This window comes from Bacteroides xylanisolvens (assembly GCF_018289135.1).
Classification (GTDB): domain Bacteria; phylum Bacteroidota; class Bacteroidia; order Bacteroidales; family Bacteroidaceae; genus Bacteroides; species Bacteroides xylanisolvens.
The window spans coordinates 1,193,709-1,212,978 of sequence record NZ_CP072216.1 but is presented as its reverse complement, the minus strand read 5'-3'; the positions used below and the strand labels follow the sequence as shown (position 1 = coordinate 1,212,978).

General features: G+C 42.0%; 15 protein-coding genes. 2 read left to right on the top strand and 13 right to left on the bottom strand.

The genetic code is table 11. The annotated features are described in order from the left end of the window. Window positions 1-111 precede the first annotated feature (111 nt). Complete coding sequence (locus tag INE92_RS05175; RefSeq protein WP_004300451.1) at window positions 112-1,245, bottom strand: hybrid sensor histidine kinase/response regulator; 1,134 nt, start codon at window positions 1,243-1,245, stop codon at window positions 112-114. A gap of 19 nt (window positions 1,246-1,264) precedes the next feature. Beyond that, a complete protein-coding gene (locus INE92_RS05170) occupies window positions 1,265-2,194 on the bottom strand; it encodes a UDP-glucuronic acid decarboxylase family protein (protein WP_004300450.1) in 930 nt (309 codons plus the stop codon). A gap of 200 nt (window positions 2,195-2,394) precedes the next feature. Here INE92_RS05170 and INE92_RS05165 point away from each other — a divergent pair, with 200 nt between their 5' ends. Beyond that, a complete protein-coding gene (locus tag INE92_RS05165) occupies window positions 2,395-3,354 on the top strand; it encodes a hypothetical protein (protein ID WP_015531217.1) in 960 nt (319 codons plus the stop codon). Window positions 3,355-3,590: 236 nt separating this feature from the next. Next, entirely contained in the window at window positions 3,591-4,550 is a 960-nt protein-coding gene (locus tag INE92_RS05160; protein WP_008022188.1) for a hypothetical protein, read from the top strand. A 101-nt stretch (window positions 4,551-4,651) separates the two neighbouring features. On the opposite strand, the gene INE92_RS05155 is transcribed toward INE92_RS05160, so the two are convergent. The 11 genes from INE92_RS05155 to INE92_RS05105 all read right to left on the bottom strand — a co-directional run bounded on the left by INE92_RS05155 (window position 4,652) and on the right by INE92_RS05105 (window position 19,166). After that, entirely contained in the window at window positions 4,652-7,879 is a 3,228-nt protein-coding gene (locus INE92_RS05155; RefSeq protein ID WP_195435746.1) for a fimbrial protein, read from the bottom strand. 44 nt (window positions 7,880-7,923) lie between these two features. Next, window positions 7,924-9,531, bottom strand: coding sequence for a fimbrillin family protein (locus tag INE92_RS05150; RefSeq protein ID WP_195435749.1), 1,608 nt, complete (start codon window positions 9,529-9,531; stop codon window positions 7,924-7,926). 41 nt (window positions 9,532-9,572) lie between these two features. Then, window positions 9,573-10,685 carry a hypothetical protein gene (locus INE92_RS05145; RefSeq protein WP_009039653.1) on the bottom strand — a complete coding sequence of 371 codons (1,113 nt, stop codon included), beginning with the start codon at window positions 10,683-10,685 and terminating at the stop codon, window positions 9,573-9,575. A gap of 2 nt (window positions 10,686-10,687) precedes the next feature. Next, window positions 10,688-11,686, bottom strand: coding sequence for a FimB/Mfa2 family fimbrial subunit (locus INE92_RS05140; protein WP_004308186.1), 999 nt, complete (start codon window positions 11,684-11,686; stop codon window positions 10,688-10,690). 276 nt (window positions 11,687-11,962) lie between these two features. After that, the gene (locus INE92_RS05135) at window positions 11,963-13,672 is read right to left on the bottom strand and encodes an Mfa1 family fimbria major subunit (RefSeq protein WP_004308188.1); all 1,710 of its coding nucleotides are present in this window, start codon (window positions 13,670-13,672) and stop codon (window positions 11,963-11,965) included. 57 nt (window positions 13,673-13,729) lie between these two features. After that, entirely contained in the window at window positions 13,730-15,241 is a 1,512-nt protein-coding gene (locus INE92_RS05130) for a DUF3868 domain-containing protein (RefSeq protein WP_134993360.1), read from the bottom strand. Between the two features lie 8 nt (window positions 15,242-15,249). Next, entirely contained in the window at window positions 15,250-15,822 is a 573-nt protein-coding gene (locus INE92_RS05125; RefSeq protein WP_015531221.1) for a DUF3575 domain-containing protein, read from the bottom strand. 21 nt (window positions 15,823-15,843) lie between these two features. Further along, window positions 15,844-16,209, bottom strand: coding sequence for a hypothetical protein (locus tag INE92_RS05120; RefSeq protein WP_009039657.1), 366 nt, complete (start codon window positions 16,207-16,209; stop codon window positions 15,844-15,846). 702 nt (window positions 16,210-16,911) lie between these two features. Further along, window positions 16,912-17,454: an IbrB-like domain-containing protein gene (locus INE92_RS05115; protein WP_074706541.1), complete on the bottom strand. Its 543-nt coding sequence runs from the start codon at window positions 17,452-17,454 to the stop codon at window positions 16,912-16,914. Further along, window positions 17,451-18,755 carry a DUF3440 domain-containing protein gene (locus tag INE92_RS05110; RefSeq protein ID WP_008640579.1) on the bottom strand — a complete coding sequence of 435 codons (1,305 nt, stop codon included), beginning with the start codon at window positions 18,753-18,755 and terminating at the stop codon, window positions 17,451-17,453. Before INE92_RS05110 ends, INE92_RS05115 begins: the two co-directional genes overlap by 4 nt. Before the next feature lie 3 nt (window positions 18,756-18,758). Continuing rightward, on the bottom strand, window positions 18,759-19,166 hold the full coding sequence (locus INE92_RS05105; protein WP_008022169.1) for a hypothetical protein: 408 nt from the start codon (window positions 19,164-19,166) through the stop codon (window positions 18,759-18,761). Window positions 19,167-19,270: the final 104 nt, after the last annotated feature.

The window sequence follows — 19,270 nt, the reverse complement described above, 5'->3', positions numbered from 1 at the left end:
GTTCAAGGGCTTAGTTGCGGATTTGAGGTATACCAATTAAATAAGGGCACGATTTACATATTCATGCAAACCGTGCCCTTATTATTTCTAGTCGTATTATCTATAGTTATCTTATTTCTCCAACAATGGAATTGAGAAACTAAATGTAGACCCGTCTCCCTTCTTTGAAGTAAACCAAAGTTTACCGCCATTTTTGACAACAAAGTCCTGACACAATAACAATCCGAGTCCCGAACCTTCTTCATTGTTTGTACCAAAGGTACTGAAATGAGTATCGGTATGCAGCAACTTCTTCTGATTTTCGTCATCAATACCGCAACCACTGTCTTTCACACTTACGATTGCCATACCGTCTTCTTCTGCCAGTGACACCACTACTTCCGAACCTTCATTGCTAAACTTAATCGCATTACTGATTAAATTACGAATCACCGTCTTAATCATGTCAATATCAGCACGAACAGCCACATTCTCTACAGGCACATCTTGTACTATCTTAATATTTTTCAGACTGGCCACCATCGTAAAGATTTCACTTACGCCCTCTACGACTTCCACCATATTAATATCCTGATAAACCACTTTCAGTTTACCAATCTGGCTCTTCGTCCATTTCAGCAGATTATCAAGCAATGAGAATACATCTTCTGTTGTCTGATTAGCCATTGTCAGCAATTCATACATCTCATCACCAATTGTTTCGCTTGGCAGATTCAGAATCAGCATATTCAGCACCATCTTGATAGATCCCATTGGTGAACGCAAGTCATGTGCAATCACAGAATAGAGTTTGTCGCGTCCCATGATCGTCTTACGCAACTCTTCCGTTTGTGCAACAATGATTCTTTTCGCTGCAACCAACGAAATCTGGTGCGTCACACGAATAATCAATTCTTCTTTATTGAATGGCTTTGAAATAAAGTCATTACCACCCACCTGAAATCCTTTTACGATATCCGCCGTACTATTTAGAGCAGTCAGGAAGATAATGGGAATTTCAGCCATTTCGGGGTCTGCTTTCATTTGTTGAGCTACCTCAAAGCCACTGATATCCGGCATCATTACATCCAGTAATACAAGATCCGGATTTTCCTTCTTCACTTGTTCCAACGCCTGTGTTCCATTACCGGCAGTCACAATTTTGAATTTCTCGTTGGTCAAAAGTACCTTTAATAAAAGGACGTTTGATATTACATCGTCCACAATAAGGACTTTATATTCAGAAGGATTAATTTCCATATTCATAATTTTCTTTTTTTATGCTTCAGACATTTTTAAAATATTCAATCATACGCTTCAGCCCCTCTTCAAGTTCAACAGTAGGCTGCCAGCCCAATTTCTCTTTAGCCAATGTAATATCCGGTTGGCGTTGCTTCGGATCATCATCCGGTAAAGACTTAAATACAATCTTCGAAGATGAACCGGTCATACTAATGATCCTTTCCGCCAATTCCAATACCGGAAATTCATTCGGATTCCCCAGGTTTATAGGACCTGTAAACTCGTCCTCCGTATTCATCATTCTTATCATTCCTTCAATCAAATCATCAATATACTGGAAGCTGCGTGTCTGCTTCCCATCACCATATATTGTTATATCTTCATTATTCAACGCTTGAAGAATAAAATTAGAAACAACCCGTCCGTCATTCGGCAACATTCGCGGACCATACGTATTAAAAATACGGATAATCTTCACACGCACATTGTTCTGACGGTGATAATCCATAAATAATGTTTCTGCGCAACGCTTTCCCTCATCATAGCAAGACCGGTAACCTACCGGATTCACATTTCCCCAATAGCTTTCCGGTTGCGGATGAACGATTGGATCTCCATATACCTCACTCGTAGAAGCTTGCAGAATCTTGGCATCCAGTCTCATTGCCAATCCCAGCATATTAATGGCTCCCATCACAGATGTTTTGGCAGTTTGAATCGGGTCATGTTGATAATGAATGGGAGATGCCGGACAGGCCAAATTATAGATTTCATCTACTTCAGCCGAATAAGGATAAGTGACATCATGCCTCACCACCTCAAAATGATGATTATCCATCAAGTGAATGATATTATCTTTCGAACCCGTAAAAAAATTATCCAGGCATATCACGTCGTGACCTTCGTTTATAAGCCGTGTACAGAGATGAGAGCCTATAAAACCGGCTCCGCCACTTACCAATATTCTTTTCATTCTAAATATTTCTATTGTTTACTAAAGAGACGCTGTCTCTTCGTTTTGTTTATGGTCACAAATGTAACCGATTTGCTTAAAATAAACAATTTTCGGAGAGGATATTTTAAAAAAAAGAAGATTTAAATAGTTTCAATTTCCGAAACAACTTGCCACTGACAAATGTTTATAATAAAAAAGTATTATTTATTAGAACTATTATGATGACAAATAATCCAAATGCAAACCTCATAGAAGCGATGAAGGAAAAGTTCCCGCTCAAAGGGCAACTGGCAGATATGTTAATGGACACGCTATACATAGGAAAAGAGGCAGTATATAGAAGATTGCGCGGTGAAGTACCTTTCACCTTGCAAGAGTCGGCTCTTATTTCAAGAAAACTGGGTATATCGCTAGACAAGATTATAGGACTAAGTTTCAAATCGAACGCCATGTTCAATATAAACATTGTAGATTATGACGACCCGTTCGAGAGTTACTACAATATCCTTGAAAAATATGTCTCGCTGATCAATACGATGCCGGATGACCCGAATTCTGTAATGGGAACTTCTGCCAACATTATTCCCCAGACTCTCTATCTGAAACATGAGCTTCTGGCAAAATTCCGTTTATTCAAATGGATGTACCAGAATAAATATATTGATTGCAAGAGCTTCGAAGAGTTGGATATTCCATCGAAATTGGTCAATATCCAAAAAGACTATGTAGCAATGACACGTCATATCCACTCCATAGACTACATATGGGATAATATGATTTTCCAGCATCTCATCAACGATATCCAATACTTCGCCAGCATCCATCTCATTTCCGACGAAACAAAAGAAGAAATCAAAAAAGAATTATTCTTATTGGCGGATGAACTGGAAGAACTGGCTATCAACGGTAAAACAGCCGGCGGCAATCGTGTACGCATTTATGTGTCGAATATCAACTTCGAGGCAACATATAGTTATGTAGACATCAATAACCTGCAACTGAGCCTCATACGTATTTATTCTATCAACTCCATTACCACGATGGACAACGAAATTTTCTGTACCTTGAAAGAATGGATTCAATCTCTGAAAAAGTTCTCCACTTTGATATCCGAAAGCGGCGAAATGCAGCGTATTCAATTCTTCAAGCAACAGCGAGAAATTATTGACGCTCTTTAATTTTATTTTCGCAGATTAGAACTTCAAAAAAAATTAAGTTCCAATAAATGAAAGTAGATAAGAATCTTATCTACTTTTTTTCATTCCCTGTTCCCATCCTACCCACTTGATTCCCAATCAGAAAAAGACCTGCACATTCATCTCTGTTTTACCACACAAATCTTTCAAACACAAGACGTAATTTTGCATAGAATGTATCACAGAGATTATTAACATTAAAATTAAAGGAACAAACAATGAAAAACGGTATTCTAAACGAATTAATATCTACAATGAGGGAGCGAATTCCTCAAGATATGAATCTGGCCAATACTTTGGCTGACATTTTATGCATGGGAAAGGAAGCTGTCTATCGCAGATTGAGGGGTGAGGTGTCTTTTACAATAGACGAAGTAGCGCTGCTTTCTCAAAAACTCGGCATTTCTATCGACCAGATTGTCGGTAGCCATGTATCTAATAAAGTTACTTTCGACCTGAACTTGCTTCATGCTTCCAGTGCGCTGGAAAGTTATTACGAAATAATCAACCGTTATCTGCAAATTTTCGACTATGTGAAAACAGATAATACGACGGAGGTGTATACTGCATCCAATTCCCTGCCCTTTACACTTTATTCTTCCTATGAGAATTTGTCTAAATTCCGTCTTTGCCGATGGATGTATCAGAATGGAGATATAAAGACGCCACATTCTTTGGAAGAGATGTCTGTGGATGAACGGATCGTCAATGTGCATAAGAAGCTGAGTGAAAGTATAAGACAGTGTCCAAAAACGTTTTTCATCTGGGACACAAATATCTTTTATTCTTTTGTGAAAGAGATCAAGTACTTTGCCAGTCTGAATCTGATAAGCAAGGACGATGTCATGCATTTAAAGGAAGAGCTTCTTCAGTTACTTGGCGTGGTAGAACATCTGTCCATAAAAGGAGAGTTCAGCGAAAACAAGAAAGTATCTTTCTATCTGTCCAATATCAGTTTCGAAGCCACTTACAGTTATATCGAGAAACATGATTACCAAGTCAGCCTGCTGCGGGTATATTCTATCAATTCGATGGATTCGCAAAGCTCGTATATCTGCCAGATGCAACGCAATTGGATTCAATCGCTGAAACGCCACTCTATTCTGGTTTCAGAAAGTGGAGAAGCACAGCGTATCGCTTTTTTACAAAAGCAATTGGAAGTTATCAATACGTTGTAAACAATTGTAGATTTTAGGATATAAAAGAAAGAGATGTAAAAGACGAGCTGTATCAGAATGAAGACAAACAAGATTCTGATACAGCTCTTTTCTTTTAGCTTTTATTCTATTGTGCGCACACAACGATACCAAGCCCAATCTGTGGATTCTCCAGTAGTCCATGCGCCGAATTCACCATTATTATGTCCGACCACCCAATAGCCGCCATCGCGTGAAGTCAATGTCCAATGTACAGCGCTAATCTTCTCGAATCCGCTCCCTGTCCAAGTAGTCGAACCACCGAAACCTTGGTTTTCAATGCTGGTAACGGCCCCTCCCATACTGAGCACCAGATACATCTCACGCTGGGTAGGCAGACGCCAGCCACTCCCTTTGTTTTCGCATGCCGCTTTTGCTTCCGACCAAGTTTTACCATTACTACTGGTATTTTCAATCTGAAACTTAGGAGCAATCTTATTCATCGCGTCACTTGTACCCGGAGTTTCACCTGAAGCAAATAATACCGAAGGATCCGTTCCTCCACTGGCATCACGAGAGACAATAGTGACCCCCGAGGATTCTACCGTTAGATAAGGGTACTTCTTTCCACTATTTGTATTATTCCTCACGCAACGGAAATAATTATTCTTGCTAACAGATTCGGAATCCAAAAAACCTGCCGACATCTCCATCCAAAAACGGGTAGCAGAGCCTTTAGCCTCATAGTATGATGAAGTCCAGTAATTACCGGTCCAGTTTTGATACCACCCATATATATTCTGGCTATCATGATTATTATAATTCTCTGCATTGCCACCCAAAGCATTTTCATAAGCGAATGACAGCAACAGTTCACTGGCAGTAGGCAGACGCCAACCATCGCCTATATTCCTACAGATATCCTCCGCATCGGCTACATTTTCCAACCGTCCCACACTTTGCTTCGTCTCGCCTATTTCCTTATAATATAGCCTGTTATCAAACCGAAGTGGATAAAGATAGAAAAGAGGTTCCCCTGCAGTTGTGTAAGATTTGGTTTCGGATACCATCTGAAGGTCAATCGTACGATAAAACGGGAATTCTTCATCCGACACAGTATGCATTACATTTCTGAACGTGATTCTTATCGTTCCACTTTTTCCCTCTTTCCACTTGCCAGGGTGAAGCTTCAGCCTAAAATCGTATCCGTGGCCAACCACATCATTACCCTTTCCGTCATCATAGCCTATGATAGACTCAAGATACATCTTGTCGTCCGCATTCTTTCTGCCTATAATTACATCATTATCCGAATCGGTCCGAATCAGTCCGGTACCATCATCGTTCGTTATATTCAATTCCTCAATATCCATAATTTCCCAATTGTTATTGACAAACAATTGCAAGTATTGCTCCGCACCCAGATTGACTTTATAAGTACGGCTATTGACTGTAGTGGGAATATATCGGAATGAGAATTCCAACTCCCCTTGATTGATGGGGAATTGTACATGAGTGAGGTATCCCTCCTTATCGTACAGGCCGAATAAGATGAAATCCCAACGCCACCACCAACCTTCACCATCTTCAACAGTACCATCACCTGCTCTTCGCGGATTAGGCTGTATGGTAAACGCCTGCACCCTTTCACTGAATGGTACCGTATTCGTCCTGTCTAATTGCGGAATTAAACCGCCGGCATTGTATTGGATCATACCGATATCGTTAGCGTCAAAAAGTTTACCTTCTATCTTATCCACGGAAAACATGACATACACCGTCTGCGGTTCAAGAGGGAGTTCGTCACCATCGGGATTTCTAATCGGGAAAAAAAGACCTCTCTCCAACACATTTCCGTATGCATCGACAAATTTGATAATTCCCGGATCTATCGTATACTGCGTCACTTCAATATTGTGAGTCAAGCGCCCTGCTGTCAACGTAACAGTAGCCTTACGCTCAACACCTATAGTTTCATTATTAAAATAAGGAATCTTCAATTTGAGTTGGGTATCATCGTTCGCAACGCCCGACGCCGCATCGACTCCACCTTCAAATTTGAGCCAGTCGCTCCCTGCAGTAACGGTGGCCTTCCAACCGCCGGGATTGTCAGTAAAAACGTCTATGGCATAACTATTATTCTGGTATTGAGTTACAGCGACCTCCGATTCACCCACTCCGAGCATATATTGCCCATTGTAGACTACATCTTTGACCTTATCACGGTCATAGTGTATCAATCGGAATTTAAGGTTGGACATGACTGTATAAGATGCCAACGCCTCGCTAAAACTTTTATAACCGATTCCCAACGCCTTAGTAATGGTAATGATGTATTTATGGTTTCGCTTCAAGGACAAATATTCCACCTGCTCTCCTGTATTTCCGGTTTTGGTAAAATCCACCCGGTAAAATGTCGATTCGCCCGTACCGATTCTTCCTTTCACAATCAGGCAAGTAGCATTCTTACGGCTCGCTTCTCCATCTTGTCCCACACCACCGGCATCCTCTGCTGCTAGAGATTCAAATGTATAAATCTCCCCATCGTAGGGTGTGTTGCCATTTACGGAGTAAAGAATTGCATCCCCTTCTTCCGTCATTTTACCACTGTTCACAGGGAGAACCGGAGTATCCGGAGCCGGGTCAGTAACCTGCCCGTTCGTGTTCCATGCCGGAGCAATGTATCCGGTGGTATTGTAATTAGCCAGGTAAACCTCTTCGACCGTGAAATTCGAAGTGGCACTGTTATTACGGATATCGATGCGCGCCAGCATACGTTTCATATTTATGCCAGTTATCGGATCCATCGAAGGAGTGATTTTGCTTATTACCTTCTCCCCGTACATCGGAATCCGCGTATACCCATCAGTCGTCGAACCGTCTGCCAGCCATTTGCCGGTCTGGGCGTGGAGCATCTTTTCCATTGCCTCAACCTTGGTGGTCGTTCCCTTCATGAAGCCCGACACAATATTATCAAGTTCCTTATTTGCCACAACCACGATGCAAGTAGATGCGGTAGTGGGAGAAAGCACAGCAGAGAAACTCACAGTGGAATTGTCAGCCAAGTCCTGAGTAACTCCTGTAGCGCTGACGCATTCCAGGTATACCGCCGGTGTTTTTGACATATCAAAAACAAGAATATCCACCGTTTTTATTTCGTCTTCTTTCTTTGCAGTTCCCGCTCCGGTCATCGTACGCGAAGATACGGACGGGAGGTTTACATCGGGAACCGTTAATGTAAACCGGATACCGTTTCCTGCCGGAGAAGGTGTCGATCCTAATTCTTCCTGTACGCATCCGGTAAGCCATACCGTCATCAACAAAACAGACAAAAGATAGCACCTTCTTATGATTGAAATCCCATATTGCATATTTCTATTTCCTTTCCTTAAACTTTAATATTACATATTCGCCATTATGGCGCAGTCAATGTCACCGCTATTGGCAGATTATCACCATTCGTATTGGTTAGTGTGAGTGTAGCCGTATCACCGGACACAGCATCGGCTCTAAAGTAGAAGTAAACCACATCACCACTCACGCCACTTGTTTCGAGCATTGTCTCACTGTTAAGCAGAATTTTATCCGGATCCTGTATCTGGGTTATCTTCCACTCCCACGTTCCCGGGTTGCCCGAAGTAAAGACAAGCTTGCGACGTTGCATATTTCCGGTTCCACCATCACTGCCGTCCAATTCTACGTTCGAGGTCAACCACTCTCCGTCTTCTTTCCACTGGCTCAACAGTACATGATGCCGCAGATTACCGGCATTGATATAAAAGCCTGTTTCCCGCTTAGTTCCGGTTCCGGAGTTAAATCCGGGCATCACAACCTGGATATTATAGGTATACACACCTCCCGAAAGGGATGTCTGAGTCATATTAACCGTTGCCCACGTATCCATAGTACTTTTGTTTAATGACGCACCCGGCAGATAGCCCGTATTCGGATTGGCATCATAATTCGTTTTCGCTTCTATATTGACAGTGACACCATCACCAGCCGTCTGTACCTTGGTCTGCGATAATTTGAGATAATATTGTTTGTCGAAAATCACATTCACCGGGCTTTCCGTCCATTCAAGCGGCGTGGCTGAAAGCTGATAGGTTTCGTTGGATATCGTAAGATTATAGTTGATGTACTCGCCTGACTCCCAAGAATGCGGGTTCTTGGCAATAATATCACTGAAGAGGAATTCCCGGTCGCCAAAGTTGGTGGTAACAACGATTTTGGCGGTTGCGGAGAAAGCGTCGGTCGGCAACATGAGGAATGTATCCCCCATCAAGGTGGCATCTTCGGTCACCGTTTTGTTATCGGTGAGAGTAGAAACGACCTTCCCGGTGGCAACATCGCTCCAGACAAACTTCGGTTTGCCGTTTTTCGTCGTGGTAGTCGGAATTTCAGTCATGGCAAGTTTACCGCTTTTTCCCACATTCTGGAATTCTATTTTCTCGATAGTCACCTCATCCGGCACAGGAGCTACTTTTTTGAATGTAAAGGTAACCTTAGTCAATGTGTGGTAGAAGTGTATATTCACACCCTCAATCCATACAGGACCTGATATAGCCGCTAGTACATCGACATGATTAGCAGCGGATTCATTCGCTGTATAATTCAGCACCATTTTTTCGGGATCAGTGAAACTCGCAGTAGGCGCATTCGCATCGTTGTACGGATACCAAGAGAAGAATTTCATGCTCGCATTCAGCAATCCGGGCCAATATTGCAACGGCGAGATGGTGGCTGTTAGGTCGGCGTTAACCGTGGCACTTGCATTGAAGTATGGTTGGGGAACGGAAGCATTGGGAGTCAGTGAGCCGTAAAGACCGAAAGTCTCTTCTTTCAGATCGGTATTCGAAGAGATTGCCGCACCACGAGTGTAGACATAGCCGCCTTCTCCGATACGTTGCACAACAATTAATTCCTTATCACACGTCATCTCTTCTCTGACACACGAAAAGAGGACAGCCGAAAGGACAGCCATTGCCATAATCATCCTAATATTATTAATAGTCTTTATCATCTTACTTCTTTTCCGAAATTAAAAACAATCAACGAAAGATATTACAAGCCCAGATCCAAGTCAATGTCTTGTCTTTCACCCCAATCTTCCACGCTTATCGTCAGTATCTGAATACCTATTTTTCCGACGCGTGCCGTTACCTGATACACGTTGTTCCGACGGATCTCCGTAAAAGGTTGCGCCGTCGGACTGCCTGTGTCGTCAACCTTTGTTACGCTTTCAATTACTTTCTCGGTTATTCCAGTGACGTCCGAAGGTCCTTTCGGGACATTAGCCATACTGATAGACAGTCGGTCGGAATAATCCGACTTGAATAGGCGTTCGGCTGTATAGAACGAGCAAAGCAACTTCCGGTTTTCAGCTCCGGCAGCCGATGAATATGCCCAGGTTTCTGTAGTCGTAGCCGTCCAGCTATGCGTTAACAAATTGCTTTCCGACACGTCTTCCTTCACTTTTCCGTAGTTTTTTGAAGAGTCGGCGTTATCACGCGTACCGTTATCCACGTTTCCCATCACGAAATAGCTATCGTGAGAGAAATTGTGCAAGGTGACACTGGTGCTTCCGGCAATATATCCGGTCACCGCCCCGCCGTCTATAGCTTCGATAAAGACATCTACTCTGGCTACGGCACGTTCGATCACCATTTGTACTGTTTTGGTTTCATCGGGTGCTATGGATATATCCCGGATCACCCCTGTCATAGGCATTCCAGTCGTCGAAATGATCTGCCCGTCATTATTCAGTATGCTGGAGATATCGTAAATCATCTCCTGCAATGTCAAAAGATTGGCTATACCGTCAAGTTTGCTTGTGAGGCTCTGCGGTTCGTTGGCAATAACTACGACCAGGATATCATTGCTGGAAGTCACTTCGAGAAGTTGCGCATCTATATCAGTAGCTGTCTCCGGAGTACTCAACAAGATGTGTTCATTCACATCCAGCCTCACGCCACCGGGCGTGCTGCCGAATACGATAAACCGCATGGAGTTTATCTTCTCCTGTTGTTCCACATCCCCATTGTTCACCAAGTCGATGCTAAGTTGCGCCCGGGTAGTATGGGCAGGCAACTCATAAGCCACATCAGCTTCTCTACTACATGAGAACAAAAGGATGGTGGATGCCAGACAAATGATATGTAATAGCTTTTTTCTCATTCTTAAACTTCCATCCCGTGGAGCCAATGAATCCAGTTCCCCACGACAATACCAATTTGAAGGAATCCTCCTCCGTTTTTTTCAACAACTGTAAATATCAGGTTCCATTCACTCTGCCTGTCAAGATATTCCTGAAAGGGAAGCTCCGTTCCGTCGTAACGGGAAACCGGCCGTGCAATACTCAAGAGTGTCATCAGATTATAGCTCCAGACTTCAGCTTCGGTATTCGCATCCCTTATAATAAATTTATAATCCCATCCACTCCTGTTGAGCAAACGCATCGTGTTCAGGCGTGCGGACATAACCACGTCGGATATTTCACCCGGACCTGTATAGTAAGGCACATAAGTAACCGGCCCTTGTCCTGCGGGTTCGTTTTCCCAGGAATAAACTGCATTTTCCGGCGCCTGAATTTCAAATGTATATTGTGTGCCATCCACTTTATTTTCCTCATATCCCATTAACGCGAGATTAAACCGATTGGTGTCACGTATCAGGTTCACCGGATAAATTTTATGGTCGGTACTGGATGGCAGGTGGTCCACTTCTACAACCTCTCCGAAGTAAAGATGCTGAAACTCGAAATTAACAACATCCGTCTCTCGCTTCAGGGATACAATGACCTGTTGGAGGGTGCTAGTTCCCGGTGCCAGTTTATTACCTGCATTGTCCGAAAGACGGAATCTGTCAGACAGACTTCCGACGGTCAGTACTTTATAACTTCCGAAATCGAGCTCGTCGGTCAACGACATCCGGTTTCCACCCACCAGCGCAGCAACCTCGGCACTTTTGGTGAAAAGCAATTTATCATCGCTGTCGAACACAAGTACATCCACCGATTTAACCTGCGGATTAAATGCATCCGCATATTCCATATTGTAGTCGAATACAAATTCCAACCAAAGCTCGCACCGTGGAAGGTCTTCGCGTATACTGTCGCACGAAGCCATACATAGCATCGAAGCAACGATAAGGAACAGCGATTTAGTTTTTCCGAACATATCTTTTTCTTTTAGGAGGCAACCCTATCGGTTTGCCATTTTATATTGTCAGAGATCTCTATTTTGTGACCTCCGGTTATTTCCTCTTTTAGGGGCGCGCTTTGCATTTCATTGCATCTCGGATGCGCCGGTATATTTCAGTGCTGTTTTTGGGAAGCCTGTCACCGGCTTGTTTTTACTTTTTTCGGCGGTCTGTTCCGCACAGAATATCTATTAAAAAAAGTACAGGGCAGGCAGTCCGCACTGCCCTGTTTTCTTTGAAAGTAAAGAGGTTCTTTAGATTTCGAAATTTGTAGTCCAGTATATCCACGGAGCAACTTTAATCTCAAAGTGGAGATAAGCACCTTTCTTATCGATATCTTCTTCTTCATCCGGATCTTCGGGTCCACCACCAGGATACCACGGTGTACCGTTACCATTTACCTTTGTCAGCGTAAGCGTATAATAGTTATTACGTACTACACCGTATTTTCCATACTCCATATAAGAGTTGGCTGCATTGTCATGACGAATCTCATAGTAGTAATAGTTGAGACTCTTTGGATACCAATAGATGCAACCTTCTTTTTTACACAGTTCACCACCATTCTTAATGTTGTTGTCATCAAGAATAGTCTGTGTAAGAAGAGCAAAACTACCCGGATCATTGGTGGTAAGTTCAGATTGTATCTGAGTATAGAACAGTTCGCATGCTGTAACCAAGAGTTTCTCCTGGGCGGTCATAGGGTCTGAGTTTGTTTGTTTAGCTTTAGCAGGTGTATAAGCAGCCAGCAAGTCAGCAAAACTTTTGAAGTTTACAGAGTTAGTTCCGTTAGGAAGACGATACCAGTCATCTCCCAAAGTAAATTCACCGGACTTCCAAGGTGCATACTGTCCCTTAAGTACCAGACGCGTAGCCGCACCGAACTTCTGATATCCTTCAGCCATCGTATTCTCGATACAGTATTTATAATTATCACCCGCATCTGCACTTTCAGCAACCCACTCTACCTTAGGTTCGCGGTTAGCATCAAGTGTATTCTTAACAATGCCTGTAAGATATTCAGTTCCACCTGCAGTCGTAAAGTTCGGGTCAACTGTATAGAAGTTACTTTTGTAGAATCCGGTAGTATGAGATGACGCTGTGGTAGTCTTCTTTGCAAAAGGATAGAACAGAGAGTTATAGTAGTCTATAGTCCAGTTTCCAAAATCAAATTGTCCAAGACTTGCATTTGTTCCATCTTCAAAAGGTCCAACTGCTAATGGACTGCCAATCATAACTTCCAACTTTGCAGCAAGGCGTTCTATCTCAAGAGTAGCCGGATTACTTTTCGCTGCATTCTGAGCTTGCGCTTCCGATTTATAGTCACTGACCAAAACAATCTTGTCCGATACATCGAGCAGACATTCATCTTTCCATGCATGATTGGATGGATCCGAATCGGAATCATCGTAGAATCCGACATTAATCATTGCACAACCATTGGAGTGTACAACCTCCTCTACCAGATAAGCATTGTTGGGCTTAGTATTGTTTTCAGGAACTGTAACCATTGCATTGATGGTAGCATAGGTTGCACCCTCTGAAAGGTTATCCAAGCGATCCTTTAATTGGTAACCCGGATTGGCTATAACAAGCAAATACTTAGTATTCGGATCCACTTTAACCGGAGTATTCGGAGTCGTAACTCCACTATTTGTTCCGAAAGAACCTGATCCCAATACCGTGGCATACTTAGTTGCCTTTTCATCCTTAGTCACCACCTTACCCGCATCGAACGTAATCACATAAAGCTCATTAATCGCGCTTTCTGCAGGCAAAGCCGGCTGTTCACCAGAAGCACGTGAACCAGGCACTTTTGGATTAGTCAGACTAATTGATACGTAAGCTACATCATAACCTGCTCCCCCTTCAACCTCCGGATTTTCCTCCAGATTCTCATTTGAACAACTTGCTAATGCCACAACGGCCAGCAACGAAACTAAAATTGATTTAATCTTTAGCATAATACAAAAAATTATTAGAATTAATACATATATAATTTCCCACTTAATTAGTAAGTTTTACTTACCATTTTTTCTCATCTCGGCAGCATTAGCCTTCTTCCTGACTAATTCTTCCAGATTGCCCCTAGCTGCATCCAGACCTAACTGCTCTGCGACCTTCAAATACTTCTTCGATAATTCATAATCTCCCTTCATTAACATTAATATTCCCATAGCATTATTATATTCCGGCAAATTCTTATTCGAATTCACCATACCCAGATAACGTTCGGCCGAAACCAAGTCATTGCGTGATAAAGCGGCAGTAGCAGCATTTATATTTGCAATCTCACTCTGCGGATACATCCGTACAGCCGTTTCGAACACATCAATAAACTCTTGCGAGCCTGTCGGATAGGTATTAGCCACCAGAAACATTTCATTCAAGCTCAAATTCTGCGGACGCGTCTTGATAATCTCTTTCGCTTCCTCCACACTAAAATTCCTCACTTCGTAATTCACTTTGCAGATAGCCACACGCAAACTTGGAAAAATATACTTCAACAAGTATCGGTAAGGTGTTCCTCCGTGAAGTTGCATCAGTTTTGTTTCTCTTCCTTTTTCAATAGGTATATTCCTGATAATATCCAGCACTTCGTCTTTATATTCCAATTCGATTGTTTCAAGCGCCTTCTCCAGTCCGTCCCAGTTTTCACCTCCAAAGACAATGTAGTATTGGTTTCTCGGAAAATCGTATCTGTGTGCCAGATAATCCCGAAGCGCCATGGCACGCCCTTCAGACAGACGTTTGTTCGCTGCCAATGTTCCTTCCGGAGAAGCATAACCGATAATATCCAGACGGTTCACTTTCACATTCGGATCGGACTTCAGCTCATCGATCATCTTGCGGATTTTAGCTAGTTCCTGAGGGTTATTCATGTATTCGGGACGAATATTGACTTTATTCACCTCGAAATCCAGAAAACATTCTGCTTGAATATCCCGTTGTTTGATTTCTTCCACTTTCGGTTGCAGATAAGCAAACTGAGGAACCGCTACGTAAGGCGTCCATACACGTTCCAACGTCACTTTGCCAAACTCCTCTATGTTCATCAATGCCGTTTCGCCGCAACCACATTCATCACGCTGCACGTCCAAGCGCGCATCCTTCATCCATGATTCGAACGGAACCAGATATTGATACCGAATCGTATCATTTCTTAGTTTTCCAGCTTTTTCCACTATATATGGCTTCTCGTAGTTTCTTTTCTCTTTGGCGCTCATCAACGCAAGCTCACGCTCATACGCCAGATACTCGTCACGACCTTTAATAGAAACTTTCGGAAGATTCTGAGTACGTCCGGGAGTCACCAGCCGCGGAATAAAATCCATTCCCCGGGCAGATTTCACTTTCACATTATTCAAAACAAAATCTATATCGACATGAATAAAATCACCTTTCTGTTCCAACCGCACCGGATTCACAGTAATGACACCTTCGTAAGAGCGGGATTGAGCCATAGCTGTGTTTATATTCAGGCTGCAAACCACCAACATACACACAAGGAAACCTATTTTTCTTATTATCATACTCCTCATTATTTAATTACATAAATAAGTGACACACTTGCTTTAGTAGGCCCGAAATAGTTTTTGCTGCTTTCCTTTAGTCTCGTACCACAAGTAGCGCAAGGATACTTGTCATATACAATGTGCGCATATCCCACTCCGACAGATGTTTCTATACTCCAGCGTTTTTTCAGAATCCACGAATATCCTACGGAAAAGCCACCACCATAAAGATATCCTTGATAACGCGTATGCTGCATATTGTCACTGATAAAAGACCAGTCGGGCCATCCCCCTACATTGAAATCGGCATAATGTCCATGCATTCCGACAAACATACGGCGAAAACTCTCACAAAACCAGTAACGGACTTCAGGTTGTATTCCCCAATGACGGAGGCGTTTGCCGTCGGAAAGTTTCCACGGATTATAATTGACCGGAATATCCAGCGTCCATTTACGCGCCAGTCCGATCTCCAGTCCCAGATTCATGGTAGTAGTAGCGTCATATAGCAGATTGCTTTTCAGCGCAACCTTCTGGGCATGCCCCTCGGAAATGGCACATCCGAGCATGAATAATATGAGTATAGCAACTTTCTTCATTTATATCACATTTACTGTTGTTTATTGCCCCAATTGAGTAACATCTATTTTTATGCGTTGCACATTACTGATGCCCGTTTTAACGGAAGACACCATTGTTGTGAGATGTACGATTCCGTTTCTGGAATCCGCCTCTACATTGGGCAATACCTTAATATAGATCTTACCGTCTTCAACGATAATGCGTTCTTCTCCTGTATGTCCCTCCGGCATTACGGAAGAATACAGACGAATCCAATTTTTAGCACTTTCATCCACTTCGCCCGTAAGGCAGAAATAATCGATTTCATACACCTCCGAATTTAAATTTCCAGTAGGCATGAGCTGAAGTGTACTTCCCGTAGCAGGAACAGCTTCCCTTTGTCTAATATGAACTTCTTTTTCCAAATTTCCTGTTTTTAATGTTATAAATTCATGGGGATAGTTTCTTGAGTGTCACTATAAGACAGAGAGCCAAGCAAAGGATTGCTCAACGGCTTAGTCAACAACCTGGCATATATATCCGCACAAGTTGTCACCTTCGATGTTAATTGAAAGAGAGTGCCGGTCACATTCGACCCCTGCACACACATCACAGATAATAAAAAAATCAAATATAAAATACTGATTGTAAGTTTTGTTATTTCTCTCATTAATTCTCTAATATACTTTCTTCTACTTCTTGTATATCTCTCTTATTTCTCTTTTTGCTTTTCTCTCAGGACAATATTTTTGTCCAAATCTCATATTGCAAATTTCGGAATATTAAAGGAGATACAAAATTGTATTCATTTCTGTTACAGAGAATCAACTTAGAATAAAGAGGCTAATTATGCAGGTAGCGAACAAGAGGGTTACGAAATTCACAACAAAAATATTTAATATCCTCATTTCTTTCGATATGCGAACATTAAAAAAATCCCAAGTTTCTCTCATAAAAACTTGGACAATGGAGGGAAGTTATAGTTTTCTGTGTCATTTAGACACAACTTAGGCACAAATTAGACAAAAGACATAGCTATTTTATACAACAAAATAGCCCAATAACTTGTATAATTTGTGCCTAAATGACAAAAAGTTCAATTTCTATATGTATATATAGTTATCAAATTATAAGGTTTTACGCTCTGTTTCCGTAGGTGCCACCTCATCAGGAATACTGAATTCGCGATTAGCAAACAGATCGGCAAGTCCTGAAATTTGTTTCAGACGCAACAATTCATCACGGTCCATACCAATATTTTTCATTATCCATTGATCGGACATACCTGCCTTGTCAAGTTCCGCAACAATGTTGCACATCAATTCAATGTTATGCATTCCACGCGCACGGTTGTGCCGGATGGTCGAACTCATACGGTTAGACAGGTCTTTGTCTATCACCACAATCGGCAATAAGCCGTTTTCACGCTTATAGATTCGTTGGGAAGTTTTCAATACCGTATAGCGATGGTAGCCGTCCACCAGTATATAATAGTCTTCATCTTTATTGTAGTAACATACACATGGCATTGTAAAGCCATCTTCCCAAATAGAAAGTTCCAGCAACTTCATTTCAGGCGGTGCAACGACATTCGGATTATAATCGTTCGCATATACTTTTTCTACGGGTACCGCTTTTACCTCGTAAACAGGGCTTTTATCTACACTCATGATACTATGATTCTATATTGTTCCATAATTTGACTCCTCTTACTCATCTCCTCCTTCGTAGGTGAGAATCCCATATATTTGCAGGCATGGTCATTTTTAAGAATACAAACACACATTCGCTTATACGTGGGTATTTCTTTGAATTCCGGAATGTCGATATCATCCTGATATTCCATACGTACCGGTTTTTTCAACGTTTTGTAGTTACTGTTGTCCATAACGATAATCGGTACTTTCGCATCAATCAACTTTTGGATGGTAGCATCACTTAGACATCCACCTTTTGTCCGCCAGAAATTCACGCTCACTGAAAGTTTACGAAGATAGTTTTTCCTCGCCCGTTCCGGCAAAGTGGACAACAAGAAATACATAAACTCTCGCCATGTATATCCTTCAGGAAGTTTCACCGACTGCCATCCCATCGCATGAGTACCGCCATACATACCGGTAAAGTTCACACCGTTCACCCTTCCGACCATTTTGCCCCAGGTATTGGGATCTAGCACCCGGTAAAGTTGCAGACTCTCTTGCGCTTCGTTAATAAAAGGACTTGCTACACGCTGACGCTCCAAATTGACTCCGGCACGATAGTAAAGGTCATATAAAGTATTATAATCCCACTGGAATTTTCCATTGGCCGTCCATACATCCGTTGTCTTCCAGTCGAATATAGGATAGGCATTATAAATATCATTCCCTACTTTTGAAGTCCATTTGTATTTATGATACATCTGGAATTTACGGCTCATATAGATACATCTCCATCGGTTGAAACTCTCCTGTGTACGGATTCCGATCAGACAACAAGTGCGCACTGCGTCATTTTTAGTATGTATCCATTGCGCAAAGCGCATCTGGAATTCATAATCCCACATGGTTGTATTATAAAAAGGAAAATCATCTTTAGTCATTGCCTTTTTAGGCATGGAACGAACCCATATATTCTTTTTATTATCTTCCCAGGGACGCCAAAAGGATTGATACATCGAGGTACAGGTAGCCACACGGAAAGGAATACATACCCGGTACACATCCAGAATATCCTTGTTAGCTTCCAGCATCCGGTCCACATAGTCGATGGTCATTTTATACTGGATTTCATAATCCATGTGAAAAACTCCCAAACGTACCTTCAGGTTATTCTTCCGGATATAATCGATACACATATTCAGCAGTACCCCGCTGTCTTTACCTCCGGAGAATGACACATATATATTATCAAATTCATTAAATATAACTTTCAGTCGTTCTTGTGCTAATTCATATACATTCTTTGTGCCTGCTATTTTCTTTTTCGCCATAAGTTATCTATACATTTTTACATACCGTGTCCATTTCTTGTCCATCGATACAAATTCAAACTTTTCAAATGTTTCTTTATCTTGTACCAGTGTGACCGAATTGAGCAACCAACTCTCAGGCCCGAATTCCGCAATAACGGCAGGCAACAAATGCGACAGGATTTCCTCCCGTCCGGCGTCTTCTGCCTTTACATAATAATTATTGATTACAGCTTTCTTCCGGCTTTTCTGTTCCACCGGCACGAAGCCCACCACTTCTTTATCTTCAATCGCAATAAACCACACATACTCTTCGCCCGTCTTGAAAGGGTAATTATTGTTTGCGCGTATCACTTCGGGATCCATCACCATCGGCGCCACAAGCCGATATAAATGTTTGTCTTTTCCTTTTAATCGTATTATCTGTATCATATCATTCAAAAATGGACACACAAAAATAAGGAAAAAATATCAAATTCGTCATTTCTGTTCCTAAAACATTTGTTTTTCATGTTATTATCTCTATATTTCGATAT